We start from the raw sequence: 20,505 nt of genomic DNA, 5'->3' as shown, positions 1-20,505 counted from the left end.
GGGTTGCTGATTTTTCCCCCGTACATTCCATTTCTCTAAGCCGATGTCCAATCAATCTGACGCTTCACCCTTACCAACTCCCGTGCGCCGAGTCGCCTTTGCTCTGCGTCGAGCGGGTTGGATTAGTTTTTGGGTTCAGCTAGTGCTAGCTGTTGTTTCTGGGATTATTTTATTATTTGCGATTTTAGTTGCCAGTCAAACTCCGGGTCAAGGTGGAAGCTCGGGGGTAGAAGGCGGCTTATTTTTGGCGCTGGCGGGCTTGGGGGTATTGGGATTTAGTACCTATCGGGCTTTTTATCATACTCGCCTCAGTCAACAACTGCGTGGCCCGACTCCGGGGCGGCCCAGTCGGGGGGAAACGATGAAGCAGATGCGGGTGAGTCTAATTTCCAATATGGTGGGGATGGTGTTAACGCTGTTGGGGGCCGAAGCGATTAGCGGGATTTTATTGGCGAAGGCGATTTCTCAACCCCGAGGTGCTTTTTTAGACGCTTCGGTGAACCTACGAGACTTTATTCAACCTCTGGATATTTTTATCGTTTTGGCGAATACTCACGCGATTGTGGCTCATTTTGTGGGGATTGTGAGCGCGATTTGGTTAATCGAACAAATCTATAAAGATTGAGACAATTGGGGTTGACGGTTGGCCGAAGCGGAGTTAGCTCTTGGCCGAGTTTTTCGGTTTTGGGTGAAAAAACCTTGAAGTGTGTTGATAATAGCCGAACTGCGAGCCGATAGCAGAGGGCTAACTCCCCGACGGATGAAACCCTCGGGGAAATCCTTGACCTGAATTCCTCATTTTTTTTATTTTCCTGACCTCCGGGACTCCCCTTTTCTTTTATAATGGTGGTGTCCGCATCCGGAATCAGAAGCAAGCAATAGAAAATGTGACTCAGATGGTATTGTACTGAGTAAGAACAAACGATTCAATATGGAACTAAACTCCTTAATCGGTGTCGGTCTTGCAGAGCCGCACGCCGTTGAAGTTTCACCGGAACGCTTGCGATCGCTGTTAAGTGAGATTGAGACTGAACTGCACCACAGTCAAGTCTATCAGATTGCGCTGGCTAATCTGCAAAAAATTCTCGGAGATGCAGCCCCGAAAGGCGAAATTCTAATCAAAGCTGTTGGCCGCGAAGCGATTCAACTGTCTTTGAAGCAATTACTAATTCATCAAACTCAAACTATAGTACAAACGGTTCCAAAAGACAACTCCAGTCCTCCAGTCCCCTCTTCCTCAATATCCCAGGAACAGGGGTCTACAGAGATTGGGGAGTCTTCTCCTGCGGTGCCGTTGAAGTCGGACTCGGGGGGAAAAATAGCGGTTGTCTCGCCCGAAGAAAAGGGTTCTCAGACGATGAACGCAATGGCTGTGACTTCTTCTTCGGATGAAACCTCATCGGAAAAGCCGCCCGACTCCAACTCCCCAACGGAGGAGACTTGGACGGAGATGCCGAAAAAACCGAGAAAAAGACCCAGCAAAGCCGAATTAGCCGCACAAGCGACCCAAAAACGGGAGGCGAGTCTGCGTCAGGTGGGTCAGGAGTTGCGACAAGCCCGCGAAGCGCTATCGTTGTCTCTGACCCAACTTCACCGTCAAACTATGATCCCTCTGTCTCACCTGAGGGCGTTGGAAACGGGTCAAATTGACCAACTCCCGGAAGATGTCTACCTGCGGGGGTTCATTTGTCGTTTGGGGAATGCTTTGGGGCTAAATGGTACGGCGATGGCGGCTTCTATTCCGACGCCCGACCCGTTGCAACATCTGGTTCCCACTTGGTCAAAGGCGGAAGTGGACTCGAATTTTTATCTGAATTCGGTTCATCTGTATTTGGGTTATGCGGCGATTTTAGCGGGGTCTTTGGGAGGGATTGCTTGGCTGTCTCAACAGTCGGCGCCGGAAACGACGATTCCTCCCGAGATGCAAAAGCTTCTGCAACCGGAAAATAGTTCTGAGTCCCGTCAAGATGAGTCGGATACTGAAGGCGCCTCGAAGCCGGGTTTACAGTCGTCGGGTGAAATGGGTGTGGTTTTGGGCGCCGATATTGCTCCCCCGCAAGCGATGGATGGGGATTGGATGCCTCAGGAAATGACGAGTATGGGGTTTAGCAGTTATCAACCGGAAGGATAAAAGGGGAGAATGGGGAAGTTTCTTCTCCCCCTTTTTTTGGGTGCTATTATTGGTTTTTTTACTTTGAGTTTTGTTCTTTAAAAATATTATTATTAGTTATGAGGTTGGTTTGTTGGTTTGTTCGTTAGTTTTTTAGTCAGTCAATCAACTCTGTAGCTAATCAAAAAAGCTGTCTCAAGACAACTAAAAATTGGCTATTTTTTCGATTGCAAAGTTATTTTTATTTGAGGATTAACTAATATAATTTTTTGAGAAATTGCTTGCTGTATGGTTGTTTCAATTCCCTCAGTGGTAATTTTTAGCCCGTTCGTTGTAGTGCTTTAGCACCAAAACTGTTCGGGTGATTCTATTTTGTTACGACGAATTTTATCTTATAAATATTCTAACGGATGGGTTCATTGTGGTGAAATTCTGTAGGCGAAGCTTCCGATAGCGAACGCACTAACTCCTGAACTCCTGTATTTTCTTTTTGTTTCAATCCCCTTGCGGAAAATTAAGCATTGGAAAGTCGTAATAGTTTTCACACCTCCAACCTGTCGCTTCGGGGTTTCCACCTGCTTGCGGGGAATTAAGCATTGGAAAGTCGTAATAGTTTTCACACCTCCAACCGTCGCCTCTATGTTTCCACCTGCTTGCGGAAAATTAAGCATTGGAAAGTCGTAATAGTTTTCACACCTCCAACCTGTCGCCTCTATGTTTCCACCTGCTTGCGGAAAATTAAGCATTGGAAAGTCGTAATAGTTTTCACACCTCCAACCTGTCGCTTCGGGGTTTCCACCTGCTTGCGGAAAATTAAGTATTGGAAAGTCGTAATAGTTTTCACACCTCCAACCTGTCGCTTCGGGGTTTCCACCTGCTTGCGGAAAATTAAGTATTGGAAAGTCGTAATAGTTTTCACACCTCCAACCTGTCGCTTCGGGGTTTCCACCTGCTTGCGGGGAATTAAGCATTGGAAAGTCGTAATAGTTTTCACACCTCCAACCGTCGCTTCGGGGTTTCCACCTGCTTGCGGGGAATTAAGCATTGGAAAGTCGTAATAGTTTTCACACCTCCAACCGTCGCCTCTATGTTTCCACCTGCTTGCGGAAAATTAAGCATTGGAAAGTCGTAATAGTTTTCACACCTCCAAGCTGTCGCCTCGCGGTTTCAATCCCCTTGCGGGGAATTAAGCATTGGAAAGTCTGACTGATATAATGTCCGGTTGATTAATGCGTGTTCTGGTGCGGGGCGGGTTTATGTAAATCTCTCAGTCGTAATTAAAGATATTGTAGAACCCGCCCCTACAGAATAATTATTGAACAGATCAAAAATCCTGTCTACCCACAGGCAACTTTAGGAGTCAGCCGGTTCAAACCCGAACACTTTAGCATAGAAACAAAACTCATCGGCGATCGCGCGTTTAATATTCTCCGCCTTGCGAAAGCCGTGCTGTTCGTCGGGAAACGGCACATATTCAACGGTTAACCCCTTGGCTTTCAACACTTCAACCATCGTTTCGGCTTGGTTGGGCGGCACCACCTTATCTTCTAACCCCTGAAAGAATATCACCGGACAGGACAAACGTTCGGTATGATGAATGGGCGATCGCTGAATGTAGATATCCTGGCGTTCGGGATAGGGGCCGATTAAATTATCCAAATAGCGAGACTCAAACTTGTGAGTATCTCGAACCAGCGCTTCTAGGTCGCTGACCCCGTAGTAACTCGCCCCGGCTTTAAACACATCGGTAAACGTCAGGGCGCACAAAGTCGTATAACCCCCCGCACTTCCGCCGGTTATGGCCATGCGATCGCCATCAACCCAACCCCGTTGTGCCAGGTATTTCGCCCCGTTTGCACAGTCATTAACATCCACGATACCCCAATTATCGTTTAACCGCATACGATATTCGCGGCCGTAACCGGTACTTCCGCCATAGTTAACATCCAATACCGCAAACCCGCGACTCGTCCAATATTGAATTTTGAAACTGAGACTGCTGGAAGTCGCCGCAGTTGGGCCACCGTGACTTTTTACCAACAGGGGCGGTTTTTCGTTGGCGGGGGCGGTGTAATCTTTATTGGTGGGGGGATAGAAGAAACCGTAGGCGGTTTGACCGTTGTCGGTGGGAAATTCTATGGTTTCCGGTATCGATAGATAACCGTTATCCACGTCGATATCGGTTGAACGCTTCAACACCGACATTTCCCCATCGGAGAAGTTGAGGCTAACCACCGCACTCGGTTCGGTTGCGGAACCCCCGATAAACAGGATACGCCCTCCCGAGACTTTTATTCCAGAAATTGAGGTGTAGGGAATGTCAAACTGTTGCAGTTGGCGGGACTGGGTGTTGAGAGTTGCCAGATAGGAGTTCCCTTTTTCGGTGTAGGTGCAGATAATGCCGTCGGGAGTCGCAAAACCGTAGGTAGACATTCCGAAAACCCACTGGGGTAAGCCAAACTCGGCGGGGATGGGATAAAGCGGTTCGACCTGACCGGAGCGATAACGGTAAAAGTTCCACCAGTTTGAGCGATCGCTGACAAAATAGAGTTCTCCTCTGAGCGACCATTGGGGCTGAAAAATTGATTCTTCTTTTCCGCCTGCGATCAGTTTAGCATTCGACAGGGAACCATCGGCTTCGACAGTTGCCAACCAGAGTTCGGTACCGTCCCAAGGCATATTCGGATGGTTCCAGCTTATCCAACAGAGTTGGGAATGGTCGGCGTTGAGACGGGGGGAGGCGTAGAAGTCCATCCCCGATGCGATAATTTTGATATCTTCGGGGTTATTGAGGTTGATACTCACAAGGGTATTAACCGGTTCTCCCTCGCCTGTGTGGTCTTCGCGGACACATATTAACCGTTGACGTTGGGTGTCTATAACCGCATCGGCGTAGCGATAATTTCCCTCAAGTGTCAGGGGTTCGGGTGTGACGTCCTGAGGTGTGCTGCTGTTGTGAATGACCTGGCGATAGAGACGTTGATCGGCGAAGTTGGAAAAATAGACGATTCCTTGATAAACAGTATAGGAGCCGCCACCGTATTCGTGAACCCGTGTTCGCACGTTAAAGGGTTTTGGGGTGACGTCTTGTTGTTGACCATCGGGGGTGAGTCGCACCAATACATAGCGCCCTCCTTCTGAGGGACGTCCTTCCAGCCAGTAAATATCTTCCCCATCCCAAGCTACACTTCCGAGTCCAACCGTTCCCGCTACAATTAGATCGGCAGTAATGGGAGATTTCCAAGATCCATAGGGGGCCACAGTTCGATCCGTCATCGGTCTGGTGATGTTAATTGCAGGTCACAGGGTATTTTAGCCTAGATTGCTCCGAGAAGGATTCTTCTATTGAGTCTATTTTAAGATCTTCCTCTGGGAGTAGATTTTTTGGAGGGGTTGGGAAGGGGTTAATTTTCCGGACGCCGTAACCAACCGTTGAGGGTGAAGCGTCCATCTTCAAAGCGTCGGGACGGACAGCGAACGGGCATGACTTCGTGTTTGCAGCGACTATCAAAAAAGACAATACTATTATTGCGGGGTTCTATGGTTTTATATTTGCCGTGACTGATGGCTGAACCGTTTTTGAGTTCGGTTTCGTAGAGTCTTAATTCTCCCCCGGAAAATTGTTTGGGTTCTTGATGGAAATAATAGACGTAGGTGATGGTGCGGGTGTAGGTTTTTTCGCTTCCCGAGTCGTTATGGATTTTATAAAAGCATCCGTCGTTATGGGCGGTGAGTTGCATTTCCACTTGGGAAACGTCAAAGGGTTGATGATTGAGTTTGGGTAAGATTTCGGGTAAGCTTTTTAAGATTTTGTTTCTCATTAGGTTATAAAATTCGGGAAATAAGGTGGCGTATAAAATCGAAGATTGGCGGTAGTTTACGGCTTGGGTTGTGGTGGTTGAACCGACAAACTGATCGCTTTTGCTAAAGGCGATGTTTAAGATTTCTCTGTTATCTTTTAAGGGTAAAAAGTTTTCGATAAAAACATGATCGCCGGCTAAAAATAGCGATTCTTTTTGAATAACGGATTGATAGTCGGGTTCGGGTATCGGATCGGTTTTTATTTCGGGTTTGGGTGAAAAGCCGTTGGTTGGGGCGGAAACCGCAGAAGATGTGAGGTTTTCGGGCGAAACTCCTACCATTTCTAAGATTTTAAAGGCGATTTCTGCTTTTTGTTGGGAAGAAATATCGGGACTTTTTAACAGGGATTCTAAGGTTTCTATGGATTGGTTGGTTAACTGTTTGAGTCGGTCAACCGAAACGATATCGTTAGCCATCTTTTCACCAAGTTCTGAGTTTGTATCTATCATGGCATAAGGGGGTTAGGTTCGGCAATATCTACTTCTATTTACTGTTCGTTGTTGTACTTTAGTGCTTTTTCTGGGATTATTATTGGGCTAAAGCCCAACAACAAAGCTTGCACGATTACTATTCTTCTTTTCTGGGGTAAATTCAGGATAATTTTTATGAAAAACCTTGCCAATGACTTCTTGAGTAATAGCGGAAATGACATTAATACTCACCGAGTTTCCCAATTGATAAAAAGCTTTGCTAGGGTTGGGATGCAATTTAAAAGTATCCGGAAATCCCTGTAAACGGGCGGCTTCTCTGGGAGTAATTCGGCGAACTCTATTATTATGATAAATTCCGATACGGTTGGCGTCGCTGGCGACTAAGGTGACAGAAATTTTTTCCGGATCGAGAAATTTATACACTTCAAAGGAGAAATTCCCCGAAACCGGTTTGTAGCGTCCGTTGAGATGTTTTAAATACTGTTTGTTTACCAAGGATTCCAGGATTTGAGTTAATTTTGAATGGGGATAAAAACTATAAATTTGTTCAAAAGTTAGTTGTTTACCATCTTGATGTTGACCGAATTTTTTCTTGCGTCTTTCGGTAATCAACAAATTCATTAATTTAACTTCGTCTTCGCCACATTTCCCTCGCAACCCCAACTCCCAAGAATGAATAGAATTTCCACCCCGATAGTCTATTAACCGCACGCCATGTAATTTGTTAAAATCTCCCCCAACAACTTTGTTTAAAGCGTTTACAAATTCCGGGGAACAATCAAAGGATGTATCGGGATTTTCTTCGAGAATATCTTTGACCTTTGGCGGAAAATGTTGTAAACTAAAGAGGTTAAGCTGAACGGCGTTATAGGCGTGGGAATCTTTCGGCCCCAAATCGGAAATCAGGTTAAATTGAGGCGAGGCGTTTAAGACTCCAACCAGATAAACTCTGACCCGGTTTTGAGGTAAACCAAAGTTAACGCTATTGAGAAGAAATTTATAAAAACTGTAGCCCCTTAATTGAATCTCATGTTCAATGGTGGCGAAGGTTTTACCGCTGTCGTGGGTGGTTAATCCCCGGACATTTTCAAGGATTAAAACTTTCGGCTTCTGGGTATCAATAAGCCGCATAATTTCAAAAAATAGCGTTCCCCGAATTTCTCCAAAACCCTGTTTTTTTCCCGCATAGGAAAAAGACTGACAGGGAAAACCCGCCAGCAAAATATCATGTTTGGGTAAAGAATTTATCTGACGAATATCTCCCTGGGGAACGTGTAGAAAATTTTGAGAATAGACTTGACTTGCTTCTACATCAATTTCGCTGGCTAACAAACATTCACCTCTCAACCCGAGAGATTTTATCCCCTGTTCAAACCCCAATCTTAAACCACCAATTCCAGCAAATAAATCTACAAACTTCAGCACGTTGTCAGCAGCAATTCATTCAAAAGTTATTGTAGCATAGCTGATTGTCACCGGAACTAATATTCCACCCAAAACCGTAGGGGCGGGTTCAGTCAATATCTTTAACGACTACTCCAAGATTGAAATAAACCCGCCCCGCAACCATAACAGGCATTAATCAACCGATATCATATGATATTCCACCCAAAACCGTAGGATGGGTTAACGCGATTTGTAACCCATCAAGTTATTTGAGTTAGTAGGATGGGTTAACGCGACTTGTAACCCATCAAATTGTTCAAACAAAAATCATTAAATTAAATCAACTTTGATGCCGATTTTTTTCAAACGTTCGCTTAAGTTCTTGCCAATTTTTTGCTGTTTATCAACCTTTTTTCGGTGTTGAATTCGTTGAGACTCGGGTTGAGGAATTGACTGTTGATTTTTAGGAAATTCTATCCAATTTCCCCCGACATCATACCAGCGTAACCATTGATGTTCAATCCCTTGATAAACGCCTTTCCATAACCCCAAGCCTAATTCTAAATGCGGTATCCAAATTCCCTGTTGGGTGGGTTCGAGTTGTTCGTAGCGACTTCCAACCAGATGAAACGCTTCTAATTTCTCCGTTTTTGCCTCAAACAAAATATAATAGGGAACGCGAAGAAACCGTTCATAAACATCCCATTTTGTGGGAATAGCATCCACACCAATCGGAGTTTGACCTAAATCTTCGTTGGTGGTTTCATCAGATAGAAATTCAATCACAACAAAGGGGTTAAAACGTTCTTGCCAGGTCACAAAAGAGGTACGAATGTGTTGACTTTGATAGAGTTTATCAACCCCAACAACCCCCAACCAGTCAGGACATTTGAACTCTTGGGGACGACGGGGATCGAAAAAAAGATTGATACCACTTCCTGCAAAAACTTGTTCAGAGGGATAATTTGCCGGAATAAAAGTTGATTCTAATAAATGAGATTGATAAAGTTCAAATTGGTCGGGTGTTAAAGAATTGTCAGTTAAATTAAAGTTGTTAGATGAAGCACTATTAAAGGATTTTGTTAAAGACATTTAGATAAATCTCCTGGGGGTTTGTTTAATCTTCGTTCAGACTATCCTACACAATCATAGAACAATTGTACTATGTCCGACTGATAATTCTGTTATGGGGATGGGCGGGTTTATTTAAGTTTAATAGCGAGTGTTAAAGATAGTCTAGAATCCGCCCTACAGAATCAGAATCGATTAATTTGACATAATATCACATTTCTATTAGGCAGTAGTTTTGTGCTGACAAGATCGGAATTTACGTTAGCTAGATAATAACCAACATTGTCAAAGAACGCCAGAGTCATTTTCCCCCTCAGTATCTTACCCCTAATGCTTATTTTACGGGAAGATTGACGAAAAAGTTCAATTTTTTGATTCAATTTCTGAGTTTTCAGAAGGGGGCGAACAAGTCGGAGAGTTGCGAGGTTGACGCTGAATTCCACTGCGAGTTGGGTCATAACCCACCAAAATTACCTCACCGTTAGCCGTGCGTATCCACCCTCTCGCGGGAATAATATTAGCACTTGAAACCTGTTCTTTAACGGGTTGCTGAACCTCGATTAGTTCGTCTTCAACCCGACTCGGTTCAACCAATTCTACCCGCACATTTTCCCCGGTAAATCGATTATCTGGTGTGCTTGGAATTCCCCCCCGTCCGGTTAGAATTAACTCGCTTTCATCCCCTTGTTTGCAGGGATCTTGTGCAATTAATGCGGCCGGATCTATCACTTGTTGGGGTAATTCAACTAATCCTTTTGACGGGTCAAGCGCACTATTAAGATCGACGGTTCCGCTGAGGGCGGCATCGGTGGTTGAAATGGCAACAATATCGCTGGTATTTTGCAATAAATCTTGACTAAATTGAGGATTTCCTTGAATTTGTTCCTCTCCCAAACGTTCTTCTACTTGCTGTCGAGTGAGAGGATTTGACCCAAAAATTCCCTCGGCATTAATCAAAATTGCGCCACCTGCACCGCCATCGGCGTTGGCGGTAATATCACTATTTTTTAAACCCACTAAGGTTTCTGTATTAATGGTAATATTGCCCCCGTCCGTTTCATTTGCATTGGTGGTAAAGTTACTTTCAGTTTGTAAACGCAAGTCTTGGCTATTAACAGTAATACTGGCGGTTTCTGTGCGATCGCGTTGAGTATCTGCCTGCAATATCCCCGTATTAAAACGAAGATTTGGGGCGGTAACAACAATTTGACCTGCACTATTTTCTTCTACGGGGTTGAGTGTACCATTTCCGGCTGTAATTGCACTATTTTCTAGAAAAATTGATTGGGCGTTAATATTGATATTTCCACCATCGGCGCCGGTGGCTTGTTGGGTGGCTGAAGAAATAATTTGACTTTGACTTAAGTAAACCAAATCACTCACTTGCAAGGAGATATTACCTGCCACTGAGGGCGTTTGCAAAGCGTTGGGACTTCCCCCGGTAGCCGTAATAATTCTAGAATTATTGTTTAAATAAACTGAATTTGATTCAATATCAACATTGCCGCTGCGAGTCCCCAAAACTTCATCGCCAACGGTTGTTAAAATCAAACTATTGCTATCAAAAATCACATCATCCCGTACATTTATATTAACATCTCCCCCGTTACCTTGTCCGGCTGGAATGATAATTTCTCCGGTATTTTCATCGGTTTGCGCCCGACGAACTCGGGTGACTAATGCGGCATTATTATTAATGATAAAAGAGCCGTTTGTTACTTCTATTTTAACTTGTCCGGCTTCCCCGACTCCCCAGTTATCGACTTCGGTGGTAATTTTAGTTTGTTGGGCGGGATCTACAGTCATTCCGAGTCCTTCTAAATTGAGGCGATCGCGAATCTTTAATCTCACTTCTCCGGCTTGGGAAGGTTGCTCAAAACTGCCTCCTGAAGTATTAGAATTGAGTTGAGAACCTCCCCTCATTAATAACGAACCAGATTCAATTTCAATGAAGCCGCTATTTCCCAAAACATTTCTGCCTATATTTGTATTAATGTAGGCTTTATCTAAAACAGTTGAACCCGCAATATTAAAGCTAATATTACCCGCATTTCCTTGTCCGCCTAAACGTTCGTTATTTGCGCCCGAACCTCGAACTCTGCTGTCAACTGTTCCTTCTAAAATAGACAGTGAACCCGCTTGAATTCTAATTTCTTGACCGCTACCCACCGCACCGTTATTGACTCTTGAAAAGATGCCAGTCAACTGAGGAATATTCACACCATTATTAAAGGTTTTAGCAATTTCAACTGCATCTTCGACTTCAATATTAATATATCCAGTATCGCCAATTCCAAAGGTATCCGCACTTAATTGTCCGCCATTGGTTAAGGTCAGCGAGCGGGCTTGAATGTCGATATTTCCACCAATTCCCACTCCTGTTTCTGCGAGTTGGCTAAAAATTCCGCTTGATTTTGGGGCGATATTGGGGTCAATTTCTTCTACATTATTAACGCCATCAATAGCAATGCGATCGCGAACATTAAGGGTTATATTACCCGCTTTTGAGGGTTGAATTGTATTTCCACCGGAAGTATTGGCTTCAATTCTTGAGCCATTATTGACCGAAAGAAAACCCGCCCGAATGTTAATATCTCCGCTATTTCCTAACACCCTATCCCCAACGGTTGTAATAATATAACCTTGGTTGAGAGTAACAACAGCACGTTCGGCATTAATGGTAATATTCCCGGCATTTCCGGGACGTTCTTCTTCTCCTCTAAAGGCTCGACTATCGAGATTTGAACCTTGACTCAAGGATAAAGAATTGCCTGTAATTGTAATGGTAATATCGCCGGAATAACCAAGCCCAGAGTTTCCGGTATTCAGTTCGGAACCGTTGCGAAAACTTAGAGAATTCGCGATAATTTCAATCGTTCCACTATCGCCCAACACTCTAGCCCCGACGTTCGTATTTACTCTACTTTGGTTCTCAAAATTTGCCGCACCCAAAATATTTAAACGAACCGCACCCGCATCTCCTTGTCCGGCAATTTTTTCGTTATTTTCTCCCGAACCGATCACCCGACTATCGAGAACGGCGCTATTATTTAAAGATAGAGAACCCGCTTGAATTTCGATATCGCCACCTTGACCAATAGCACCTTGATCAACTTTAGTAAAAATCCCCGTTTGTTGCTCTGCATCGATGCCGCCCACTCCGATCATGTTAACACTATTTCGAGCATTAACATTAACATTTCCGGCTTTTGAAGGTTGTGCTAAATTTCCCCCAGAAGTAACGGTATTCAGTTGAGATGAATTGCTTAAAATCAGCGAACCCGTTTGAATATTAATATCTCCACTATTTCCAATTGCATTTCTACCAATATTGGTATTAATAAAACTGCGATCTAGGCTAACTGTTCCGGCCACATCAATCAGGACTGAACCCGCATTTCCTTGGGCGGCTATACGTTCATTATTGGCTCCAGAACCGATAACACGGCTATCAAGTGCGGCCCCCTCCCTCATCGTTAAATTGTTGGCTTTAATGATGATTTGACCGCCATTCCCTACGCCGGTTTGATCGACAATATTGGAGAGTTTGCTATTGATAATATTAACGGATTCTGTAGCGTTGATTTGAATATTTCCGGGCGTTGAACCTTCTGGACTTTGATTGTTTTGAGCAATTCCGGCTCGGAGTGCGATTTCGTTATTTTCAATAGATATATTGCGGGCAAAAATGTTAATATTTCCCCGTCCGTTTCCGATCACTTGCAGGTTAGAATTATCGCTCAATAGAACGTCTGAACGTTGAATATTTGCGGGAATATTTAAGCGATTTTCTTCAATTCCAACGATTCCCCCGTTGACGCCCGCGAGTTCTATTTGACCGCTTCTGGCTTGCAAAAGTGCGCCATTGATGTTAATATTTCCCCCAACTAAGGCTAAAGTTTGACTGTCTTTAACCCCGAGTTGAGATCGATCAACTTGTAGGTTAGCGGGGTTATTTCGCAACTGTAAACCGAGAGGAATATTAATCGTAAGTAAAGGGGGAGTTGCCGGGTTTGTTGCGTTAAATTCTATCCCGTTTTCAAACACAATACTATCCGCAGAAGACGCAAAAAATGAACCGCCTACATCCAAGCGTGCATTCGGTCCAAAATAAATCCCATTGGGATTAATTAGAAATAAATTCGCCGTTCCTTCTACGCCTAATGTGCCGAGAATGTTAGAAATATTATCTCCCGTTACCCGAGTTAAAATATTTTCGATTCCGGCGGGATTAGCAAAATAAACTCGTCCACTTTCAGGAATATTAAACTCTCGAAAACTGTGAAATAAATTGGCTCCCCGCGATGCACCGCCCTCAATTCTATCGCCGGGACTGCCATTTATATTAACATTTTCTCTGATAATTGAACGTTCCGAACCGAGCGTAGTATCGGGTACAATTTGAGCGGTTGCGGTTGAGTTTAGGAGTAAGCCACCGCTCAAAAACACACTGACTAAGGAAAAAACGGGGTATAACTGCGATCGCTGAACCTGTTTCATCTCAATAGATTAACTGTTTAGGCGTCGGCTACACTATACCTCATCGGAATTGAAAATCGGGATTTCTTATCTTTTCTTAGCAAAATGTTTATCGGTTTTCACTTGTTGAGCTTTCAATGTCCAAATTCGGTGCAAACAAAACACGATTGATGGGAACAATTAAACCATTTTGAGTGCCGATAAACTCACCTTGTTTTACAGTAATTTCATTACGCTGTACCTCTTGTTTATCCGAGTTAATTTTAACACGAACTAGCCGACCGCTAATCATTTTAAATTCCCCATTTTGTAAATCTGCGGTTTGAATTTCTCCGCTCACAAAATGATTTTTGATAAATTCTAAAAGTTGACTGCGATTTTCGGGTAAAATCAAGCGATCATATAATCCCGGTGTTAAACGGTCGAATGCTTCTTCTGTAGGAGCAAATAAGACTAAAAATTCCTGGTTTTCGAGATCGCTATCGAGATCGGCAAGCTGTAATATTGAAATGAGGGTTTGAAATTTGTTATCATTTTCGAGGGTTTTAAGAATATCATTAGGGCTGGTACGACGGGGGGTTCCTTGGATAACGTTAGGCGCAAAAGGGTTCTCATAAGAACTTTGACTTGAATCTATTTGTAGAGTGGGTATCGAATCAGAATTCGGCAAATTTTCGGGAATAACTGTACCGGGCAAACCCCGATCTTGCTCCGCCGGTTCCTCTGATTGCTCGGGCGTTTTTTCCGAATCTGACTGTGCTAAAATATTGTTGATTATTCCAAAATTAACAGTTAAAATTATTGCAAATATTGCCAATAGATTAAACTTATTTTTGTGTTTAAAAGTCATCATATATCTGCTGTTTCCAATAAAGATTGATTGAAAAGAAGGCTGACTATGAAATTCAGACCCTATTACTTGATTTTGGCAGTGGCAACCCTAATGTTGGTTTGTTCAACAACTTCTAGCGCTGTCACCCCGACTGGGTTAATTGTATCAAAAGTTGAACCGATTGCCCAGATGGAAGCGGCTCCCGATGCCAAAAGGAAAGTTATCGAACTTTTGTATCAACAGGGGACAGAATTGTTGAATTCTGGTGAATTTCAAGCGGCTTTAGATACTTTTAAAGAAGTTTTAAAAACCGTTCAAGATTTCAGCGACGATTATGCTCGTTTAGCCAAAGCGGGGACGTTGAACCAAATTGCTTATGCTTACTATCATTTGGGGGAATATGAAAAAGCTCTCGCGTCTTCTCAAGAAGCATTAAATATCTATATTCAACAGGAACAAAAGCAAGAACAAGGAGCAATTTTAACAAATATAGGTGTGCTTTATGGTGAGGTTGGACAGTATCAAAAAGCATTAGAATCTCATCAACAAGCTTTCGCCATCGCCCAACAACTGAACGATTTAAAAAAGCAGGGTGAAATTCTCAATAATATGGGGGCAATTCATAAAAAATTAAATCAAAATCAAGAAGCTTTAAACTTGTATAAACAAGCCTTAGAGATTCTCGAACAATTTCAAGATGTGGGTTGGAAAGCAACAATTTTAACCAATATTGGTTTGAACTACGCCGAACTTGAACAGTATCAAAAAGCCATAGATTCCTATCAACAAGCTTTGACTTTTGCCGAACAAGATAGCAATCGCATTACCGAAGGTCGTATTTACAATAATTTGGGTTTGGTCTACAGTAAATTGGGTGAAAGTCAACGGGCATTAGATTCTTTACAAAAAGCATTAGTTATTCGTCAGGACTTAAAAGATTTACCCGGAGAACATACCACTCAAAACGATATAGGTACTGTTTATCGAGATTCTGGTGAGTATGAAATCGCCCTAAGATATTATGAAAAAGCCTTAGAAATTGCCCGAACAATTCAGGCTCGTCCCAAAGAAGGAGAAACCCTCAGTAATATTGGTTTAACCCTTCTCAAATCCGGTCAAGAAGTCGAAGCCACAAACCAACTTTTTCAAGCTGTAGAAATTTGGGAATCTTTGCATCCGGGACTGAGTGATGAAAATAAAGTTTCATTGATGGATAGCCAAGCAGATACCTATCGTTGGTTGCAGCAAGCGTTAATTGCTCAAAATCAAATTGAAGCGGCTTTAGAAGTTTCAGAACGAGGTCGAGCGAGGGCATTTATTGAGTTATTAGCATCTCGATTTAATCAGTCTGATGTCTCGCCACCACCGCTAAAATTTGAACAAATTCAAGAAATTGCTCGACAACAAAATTCGACTCTGGTTGAATATTCAATTGTCAGTGAAGGTGAACTGCTTTATATTTGGGTAATTTCTCCGGAAGGTTCCGTTGCATTTCGGACGGTTGATATGAGTTCGTTTTCTATAACTTCTCGAAATCTATTTCACCCGAGAGCTTATTATAGAATGCTCATCGAACCCATTGCTGATTTACTCCCTAATAATCCCGATTCTAATGTAATTTTTATTCCTCATCAACAGTTTTTTTTAGTTCCTTTTGCCGCTTTACAAAATGAACAAGGAAGTTATTTGATTGAAAAGCATACAATTTTAATTGCACCTTCAATTCAAGTCTTAGATTTAACTTATCAACATCAAAAATCTTTGGTCAAACCAGAGAAACCAAAAACTGTAGTCATTGGGAATCCTAAAATGCCCAGTATTGCCTCTCAACTTGGCGAACAACCTCAGCCTTTAAGTTCTCTCCCCGGAACAGAACGAGAAGCATTGGCGATTGCTAAAATGTTAAAAACTGAAGCGATAATCGGAGATTTAGCGACCGAAGAAACTGTTGTTAAACAAATGAATGATGCCGATATTATTCATCTGGCAACTCATGGTTTACTCAACGAATTAAAGCATTTGGGCTTAAAAATTCCCGGTGCATTAGCCCTAACCCCAACTGCCAACTCCGATGGTTTACTCACATCCGATGAAATTTTTAACATTAAATTAAAAGCAGAAATGGTCGTTTTAAGCGCTTGTAACACGGGGCGGGGTAAAATAACAGAAGACGGAGTGATTGGCTTGTCTCGTGCATTTATTTCCGCAGGTGTTCCCAGTGTAATTGTCTCTTTGTGGTACATTCCTGATAATCCTTCTGCTGACTTAATGATTGAGTTTTATCGCCAGATGCAAACCACTTCGGATAAAGCTTACGCCTTGCGACAAGCGATGATTGAAACCATGAAAAAACATCCCAGACCTCTTGAATGGGCGGGATTTCTATTGATAGGTCAACCGGGAGTTCAATAAAATTAAAAGGTTTTGTTTGCCATAAAACTTAATTGTTTTTACTCAAAAACAACGGTTCTGTTGTTGTAAACCAACACCCGATTTTGTAAGTGCAATCTGACCGCCCTCGCCAACACCAATCTTTCTAAATCTTTGCCTTTGCGTATCAAATCGACAACCGCATCTCGATGACTCACCCGCACAACATCCTGTTCAATAATCGGTCCTTCGTCTAAATCTTCGGTAACATAATGAGCCGTTGCCCCAATAATTTTAACGCCTCTTTTATACGCCCGTTGATAAGGATTTGCACCGGGAAATGCGGGTAAAAATGAGTGATGAATGTTAATAATATTGGGAAATTTAGCAACAAAATCCGAACTCAAAATCTGCATATATTTCGCCAAAACCACCAAATCAATTTGATACTGCTTTAAAATCTCTAACTGTTGGGCTTCCTGTTCTTTTTTCTTGTCTTTTGTAATGGGAATATGATAAAATTCTATTCCAAATTGTTCGGCGAGGGGTTTTAAATCGGTATGATTGCTAATCATAACTGGAATTTCTACCGCCATTTCTTTGGCTTGCCATCGCCACAATAAATCTAATAAACAATGATCTTGTTTTGTCACCCAAATGGCAATTCTAGGGATTTTATCGGAAAAATGGAGTTGCCAATTGGCATTTAACGGTTTAGCAATTGCCCCAAATGCCGGGTTAATTACTTCTCGGGGTAAGTTAAATCCTTCTAATTGCCATTCTATCCGAGTCAAAAAGATTCCTGATGCAAAATCGGTATGCTGATCGGCGTGAATAATATTGCCGCCATTAGAGTAAATAAAATTGGCAATTTTTGCGACTAAACCCTGTTGATCGGGACAAGATAACAGTATGGTTGCTGTGGGTGAATTCATGTTAATCTGCAAAATTATAGAGTCTTATAAATTATCTCGGATAAAATCTCAAATATCAACAAGCTTTTAACTGACTTAACAAAATCACAATCTCATCAATTGCCTTTCTTAACTCAGAAGTCGATAAATTGGAGTGATTCACCAAAATACTAAACACCAACGGTTGATAATGGGGCGGATAAATATATCCAGCCAAACCGGAAACTCCCGTCAACGTTCCCGTTTTTGCATAAACAATTCCCGCTGCTGTTGTATCTCGAAACCGCCTTTTTAACGTTCCCGTTTCTCCCGCCAATGGCAGGGAGTTTTGATAAACATTAAACAGCGGTGAATTTGCCATCCCGATTAACGTTTGAGTTAACGCTTCTGGACTGGCTAAATTCTGACGAGACAAACCGGAACCATCGACTAGAATATAACTTTCCGGTTCAACCCCCAACTTTTTTAATATTTTTTTAATCGCCGTTAACCCGGTTTCCACCGCATCTAAACTCGGTTCCTGTACTCCCAAAGTTCTCAGTAACGCCTCGGCAAAAACATTATTACTTTCTAGATTTACGGTTTGAATTAATTCCGAAATTGGCGGAGATTCAACCCTCGCTAATTCCGGTAAATTAGATGGTGAATTCGAGACAATACTGGTTTTTAAGACTCGAATTCCTTTCGCTTCAAGAATCCGTCTAAATTCTCGAATAAAATTTTCCGTCGGTTCAACGACTGCGGCATAAACCGGTTCCGGTTCCGAACCCACTCTTAACTGTCCCGAAACATAAACAATTGATCGGGTTAAATCTCGCCCAATTTCCACAAACTCTCGTTCATTTTCTGCGACGGTAATTGTATTATTTTCAATTTGCCATCCTTGGGCTTGCTGAGGACGAACCCAAGTTACTTTTAAGGGTTGATTGACTCGTTGCGGTGATAAGATTAAATCTATCGAATTTTGATGTAAAATTAAACTATTAACAGGCGCACCATATCCGGCTTGAATATCTTCCCATTCCCAATTGGGATGAACGGCAAACCCAGGAAAATATCCCTCATCTGTAATCAATTCATTAACCCGATTTATCCCTTTATTTTTAAGCTGTTGGGCTAAATCTTCTAACTGAATTGCTGTTAAACTCGGATCGCCCCGCCCAACCAAATAAAGATTTCCTTTGCTATCTCCATAAATAGAAGTAGAAATGCGATAATTTGGGGTAAGTTTAACTAAAGCTGCCGCTGTGGTCATCAACTTAACGGTTGAGGCGGGAATAAAATAATATTCTGCATCCCGACTATAAATTTTTTCACCTTGAGACAAACTTTTAACAGAAATTCCCCAGCGAAAACGTTGAAACTCGGGGCGGTTGATAATTTCATCAATTTGAGCGTTTAATTGACTTTGACACAGCAATGATGAGGACTGGGGTTTGAGGTTTGAGGGCTGGCTGAGGGCGGCTAAATTCAACCCAAATAGAATAACTAGGCTAATTAAAATAGATTTCAGCCCAAAAGGGGAAAATATCCCTCTAATGACCGATTTTAACGAAGAATTAAAGCTTGAGGTTGCCACTTTTATAAATCTAGATTAAAAATACAGGTAAAATAAACTAGGAATTCTCAACCGTGAGAGTCTGACCGCGTTGAAATTGCTGTTAACCAATAACTGTAAAATATGACACGTAAAACCACACGACGCAAGTTTATAATGACGGGGGTTGCTGTTGCGGGGGGGATCGTCGGGAGTGCGGCATTGCAGCAACAGCAGTCGCAAATGGCGGCTAAATCTGCCATTCAAGTCCCCAACACCGCCACCATGCCCGAGCGAGTTTTGGGGAAAACGGGGGTGACTTTGCCGATTTTTGGCTTGGGAGGCGCCGGACAAACGCCCCTTTCCAAACCGGGACGAGAAGCCGAAGCGATCGCCCAAATTGAAGCCGCATTAAAGTTAGGAATTCGCTATTTTGATACGGCCGCCAGTTACGGGCCAAGCGAAGATAATATGGGGAAAATTTTACCCGGTTATCGTTCAAAAATCTTTCTGGCGACCAAAACCGCCAAACGCGATCGCGATGGGGCATGGCAAGAATTAGAGCGATCGTTAAAACGTTTAAATACAGATTACCTTGATTTGTGGCAATTGCATCACGTTTCTTTCTCGGAAACTTTGGATGAAATTTTTGGTGCAAACGGGGCAATTAAAGCGGTCGAAGAAGCCAAAGAACAGGGTATTATTAAATATACTGGCATTACCGGACATCACGAACCGGATATTATCGCCGAAGGTTTGCGTCGCTATCCTTTTGATACCACATTAGTGTCAATTAATGCGGCCGATATTCACCATCCCCGACCGTTTTCTAAGACGGTTTTACCCGTTGCCCAAGAAAAAAATGTCGGGGTTATTGCGATGAAAGTTCCCGCTTATGGGCGATTAATTCGCAGCGGTATTTTAGACGGAATGCACCAAGCTATGGGCTATGTTTTGTCTTTGGCGGGCGTGCATTGTTGTATTATTGCCGCAGAAAATGTTGAGCAATTAGAATCTAATTTTAAAGTCGCTCAAGCTTTTAAACCGCTAACTTCTGAAGAAATGGCAGCGATTGAAAAACGAACTGCTGTGGCTTGGCAAGAAAATACTTTTTTCCGGGCTTGGACTTAAAGGGATTTTTAAAACATTAATTTCCCCTCGCCACCTCTCCTCCTTCGACCTCTCCCTAACCCTCTCCTACCTCTCCCTAACCCTCTCCTACCTCTCCCTAACCCTCTCCTACCTCTCCCTAACCCTCTCCTACCTCTCCCTAACCCTCTCCTACCTCTCCCTAACCCTCTCCTACCTCTCCCTAACCCTCTCCTACCTCTCCCTAACCCTCTCCTACCAGGAGAGGGAAAAGGTGTCCCTAATGGGACTATTTATTAGTCGAGAGGGAAAAGGTGTCCCTTATGGGACTATTTATTAGTCGAGAGGGAAAAGGTGTCCCTAATGGGACTATTTATTAGTCGAGAGGGAAAAGGTGTCCCTTATGGGACTATTAATTAATCGAG

The 20,505-nt window shown here is 42.9% G+C and carries 14 protein-coding genes; 5 read left to right on the top strand and 9 right to left on the bottom strand.

Features of this window, described 5'->3' with window-relative positions; genetic code table 11:
- Window positions 1-43: 43 nt before the first annotated feature.
- Both ACL6C3_RS01315 and ACL6C3_RS01310 read left to right on the top strand, forming a co-directional pair.
- On the top strand, window positions 44-625 hold the full coding sequence (locus ACL6C3_RS01315) for a DUF3611 family protein (RefSeq protein ID WP_413164574.1): 582 nt from the start codon (window positions 44-46) through the stop codon (window positions 623-625).
- A gap of 306 nt (window positions 626-931) precedes the next feature.
- Window positions 932-2,131, top strand: a complete 1,200-nt coding sequence (locus ACL6C3_RS01310) for a helix-turn-helix domain-containing protein (protein WP_413164572.1) — start codon at window positions 932-934, stop codon at window positions 2,129-2,131.
- 691 nt (window positions 2,132-2,822) lie between these two features.
- On the opposite strand, the gene ACL6C3_RS01305 is transcribed toward ACL6C3_RS01310, so the two are convergent.
- From ACL6C3_RS01305 to ACL6C3_RS01275, 7 genes are all read right to left on the bottom strand, one after another.
- The gene (locus ACL6C3_RS01305; protein WP_413164571.1) at window positions 2,823-3,155 is read right to left on the bottom strand and encodes a hypothetical protein; all 333 of its coding nucleotides are present in this window, start codon (window positions 3,153-3,155) and stop codon (window positions 2,823-2,825) included.
- A gap of 308 nt (window positions 3,156-3,463) precedes the next feature.
- Window positions 3,464-5,386 carry a prolyl oligopeptidase family serine peptidase gene (locus ACL6C3_RS01300; RefSeq protein ID WP_413164569.1) on the bottom strand — a complete coding sequence of 641 codons (1,923 nt, stop codon included), beginning with the start codon at window positions 5,384-5,386 and terminating at the stop codon, window positions 3,464-3,466.
- A 128-nt stretch (window positions 5,387-5,514) separates the two neighbouring features.
- Window positions 5,515-6,387 (bottom strand): 2OG-Fe(II) oxygenase, encoded by an 873-nt coding sequence (locus tag ACL6C3_RS01295; protein ID WP_413164567.1) that lies wholly within the window; start codon window positions 6,385-6,387, stop codon window positions 5,515-5,517.
- 120 nt (window positions 6,388-6,507) lie between these two features.
- Entirely contained in the window at window positions 6,508-7,827 is a 1,320-nt protein-coding gene (dcm, locus tag ACL6C3_RS01290; RefSeq protein WP_413164565.1) for a DNA (cytosine-5-)-methyltransferase, read from the bottom strand.
- Between the two features lie 291 nt (window positions 7,828-8,118).
- Window positions 8,119-8,880, bottom strand: a complete 762-nt coding sequence (locus ACL6C3_RS01285; RefSeq protein WP_413164564.1) for a Uma2 family endonuclease — start codon at window positions 8,878-8,880, stop codon at window positions 8,119-8,121.
- A gap of 342 nt (window positions 8,881-9,222) precedes the next feature.
- Window positions 9,223-13,359, bottom strand: coding sequence for a filamentous hemagglutinin N-terminal domain-containing protein (locus ACL6C3_RS01280; protein ID WP_413164562.1), 4,137 nt, complete (start codon window positions 13,357-13,359; stop codon window positions 9,223-9,225).
- An 88-nt stretch (window positions 13,360-13,447) separates the two neighbouring features.
- A complete protein-coding gene (locus ACL6C3_RS01275) occupies window positions 13,448-14,191 on the bottom strand; it encodes a fasciclin domain-containing protein (RefSeq protein WP_413164561.1) in 744 nt (247 codons plus the stop codon).
- A gap of 45 nt (window positions 14,192-14,236) precedes the next feature.
- Between ACL6C3_RS01275 and ACL6C3_RS01270 the strand changes: the two genes are divergently transcribed.
- Window positions 14,237-16,582, top strand: coding sequence for a CHAT domain-containing protein (locus ACL6C3_RS01270; RefSeq protein WP_413164559.1), 2,346 nt, complete (start codon window positions 14,237-14,239; stop codon window positions 16,580-16,582).
- A gap of 38 nt (window positions 16,583-16,620) precedes the next feature.
- Here the strand turns inward: ACL6C3_RS01270 and purU are convergent, their stop codons facing one another.
- Window positions 16,621-17,475, bottom strand: coding sequence for a formyltetrahydrofolate deformylase (gene purU / locus ACL6C3_RS01265; RefSeq protein ID WP_413164557.1), 855 nt, complete (start codon window positions 17,473-17,475; stop codon window positions 16,621-16,623).
- Window positions 17,476-17,530: 55 nt separating this feature from the next.
- Window positions 17,531-18,967: a D-alanyl-D-alanine carboxypeptidase/D-alanyl-D-alanine-endopeptidase gene (gene dacB / locus ACL6C3_RS01260; protein WP_413168233.1), complete on the bottom strand. Its 1,437-nt coding sequence runs from the start codon at window positions 18,965-18,967 to the stop codon at window positions 17,531-17,533.
- A gap of 168 nt (window positions 18,968-19,135) precedes the next feature.
- On the opposite strand from dacB, the gene ACL6C3_RS01255 reads away from it, so the two are divergent.
- Window positions 19,136-20,122, top strand: coding sequence for an aldo/keto reductase (locus tag ACL6C3_RS01255; RefSeq protein ID WP_413164555.1), 987 nt, complete (start codon window positions 19,136-19,138; stop codon window positions 20,120-20,122).
- Entirely contained in the window at window positions 20,064-20,420 is a 357-nt protein-coding gene (locus ACL6C3_RS01250; RefSeq protein WP_413164554.1) for a hypothetical protein, read from the top strand. Before ACL6C3_RS01255 ends, ACL6C3_RS01250 begins: the two co-directional genes overlap by 59 nt.
- Window positions 20,421-20,505: the final 85 nt, after the last annotated feature.

Source organism: Capilliphycus salinus ALCB114379 (assembly GCF_047276495.1).
GTDB classification, from domain to species: Bacteria; Cyanobacteriota; Cyanobacteriia; order Cyanobacteriales; family Microcoleaceae; genus Capilliphycus; species Capilliphycus salinus.
This window is presented reverse-complemented; position numbering and strand designations above follow the sequence as displayed.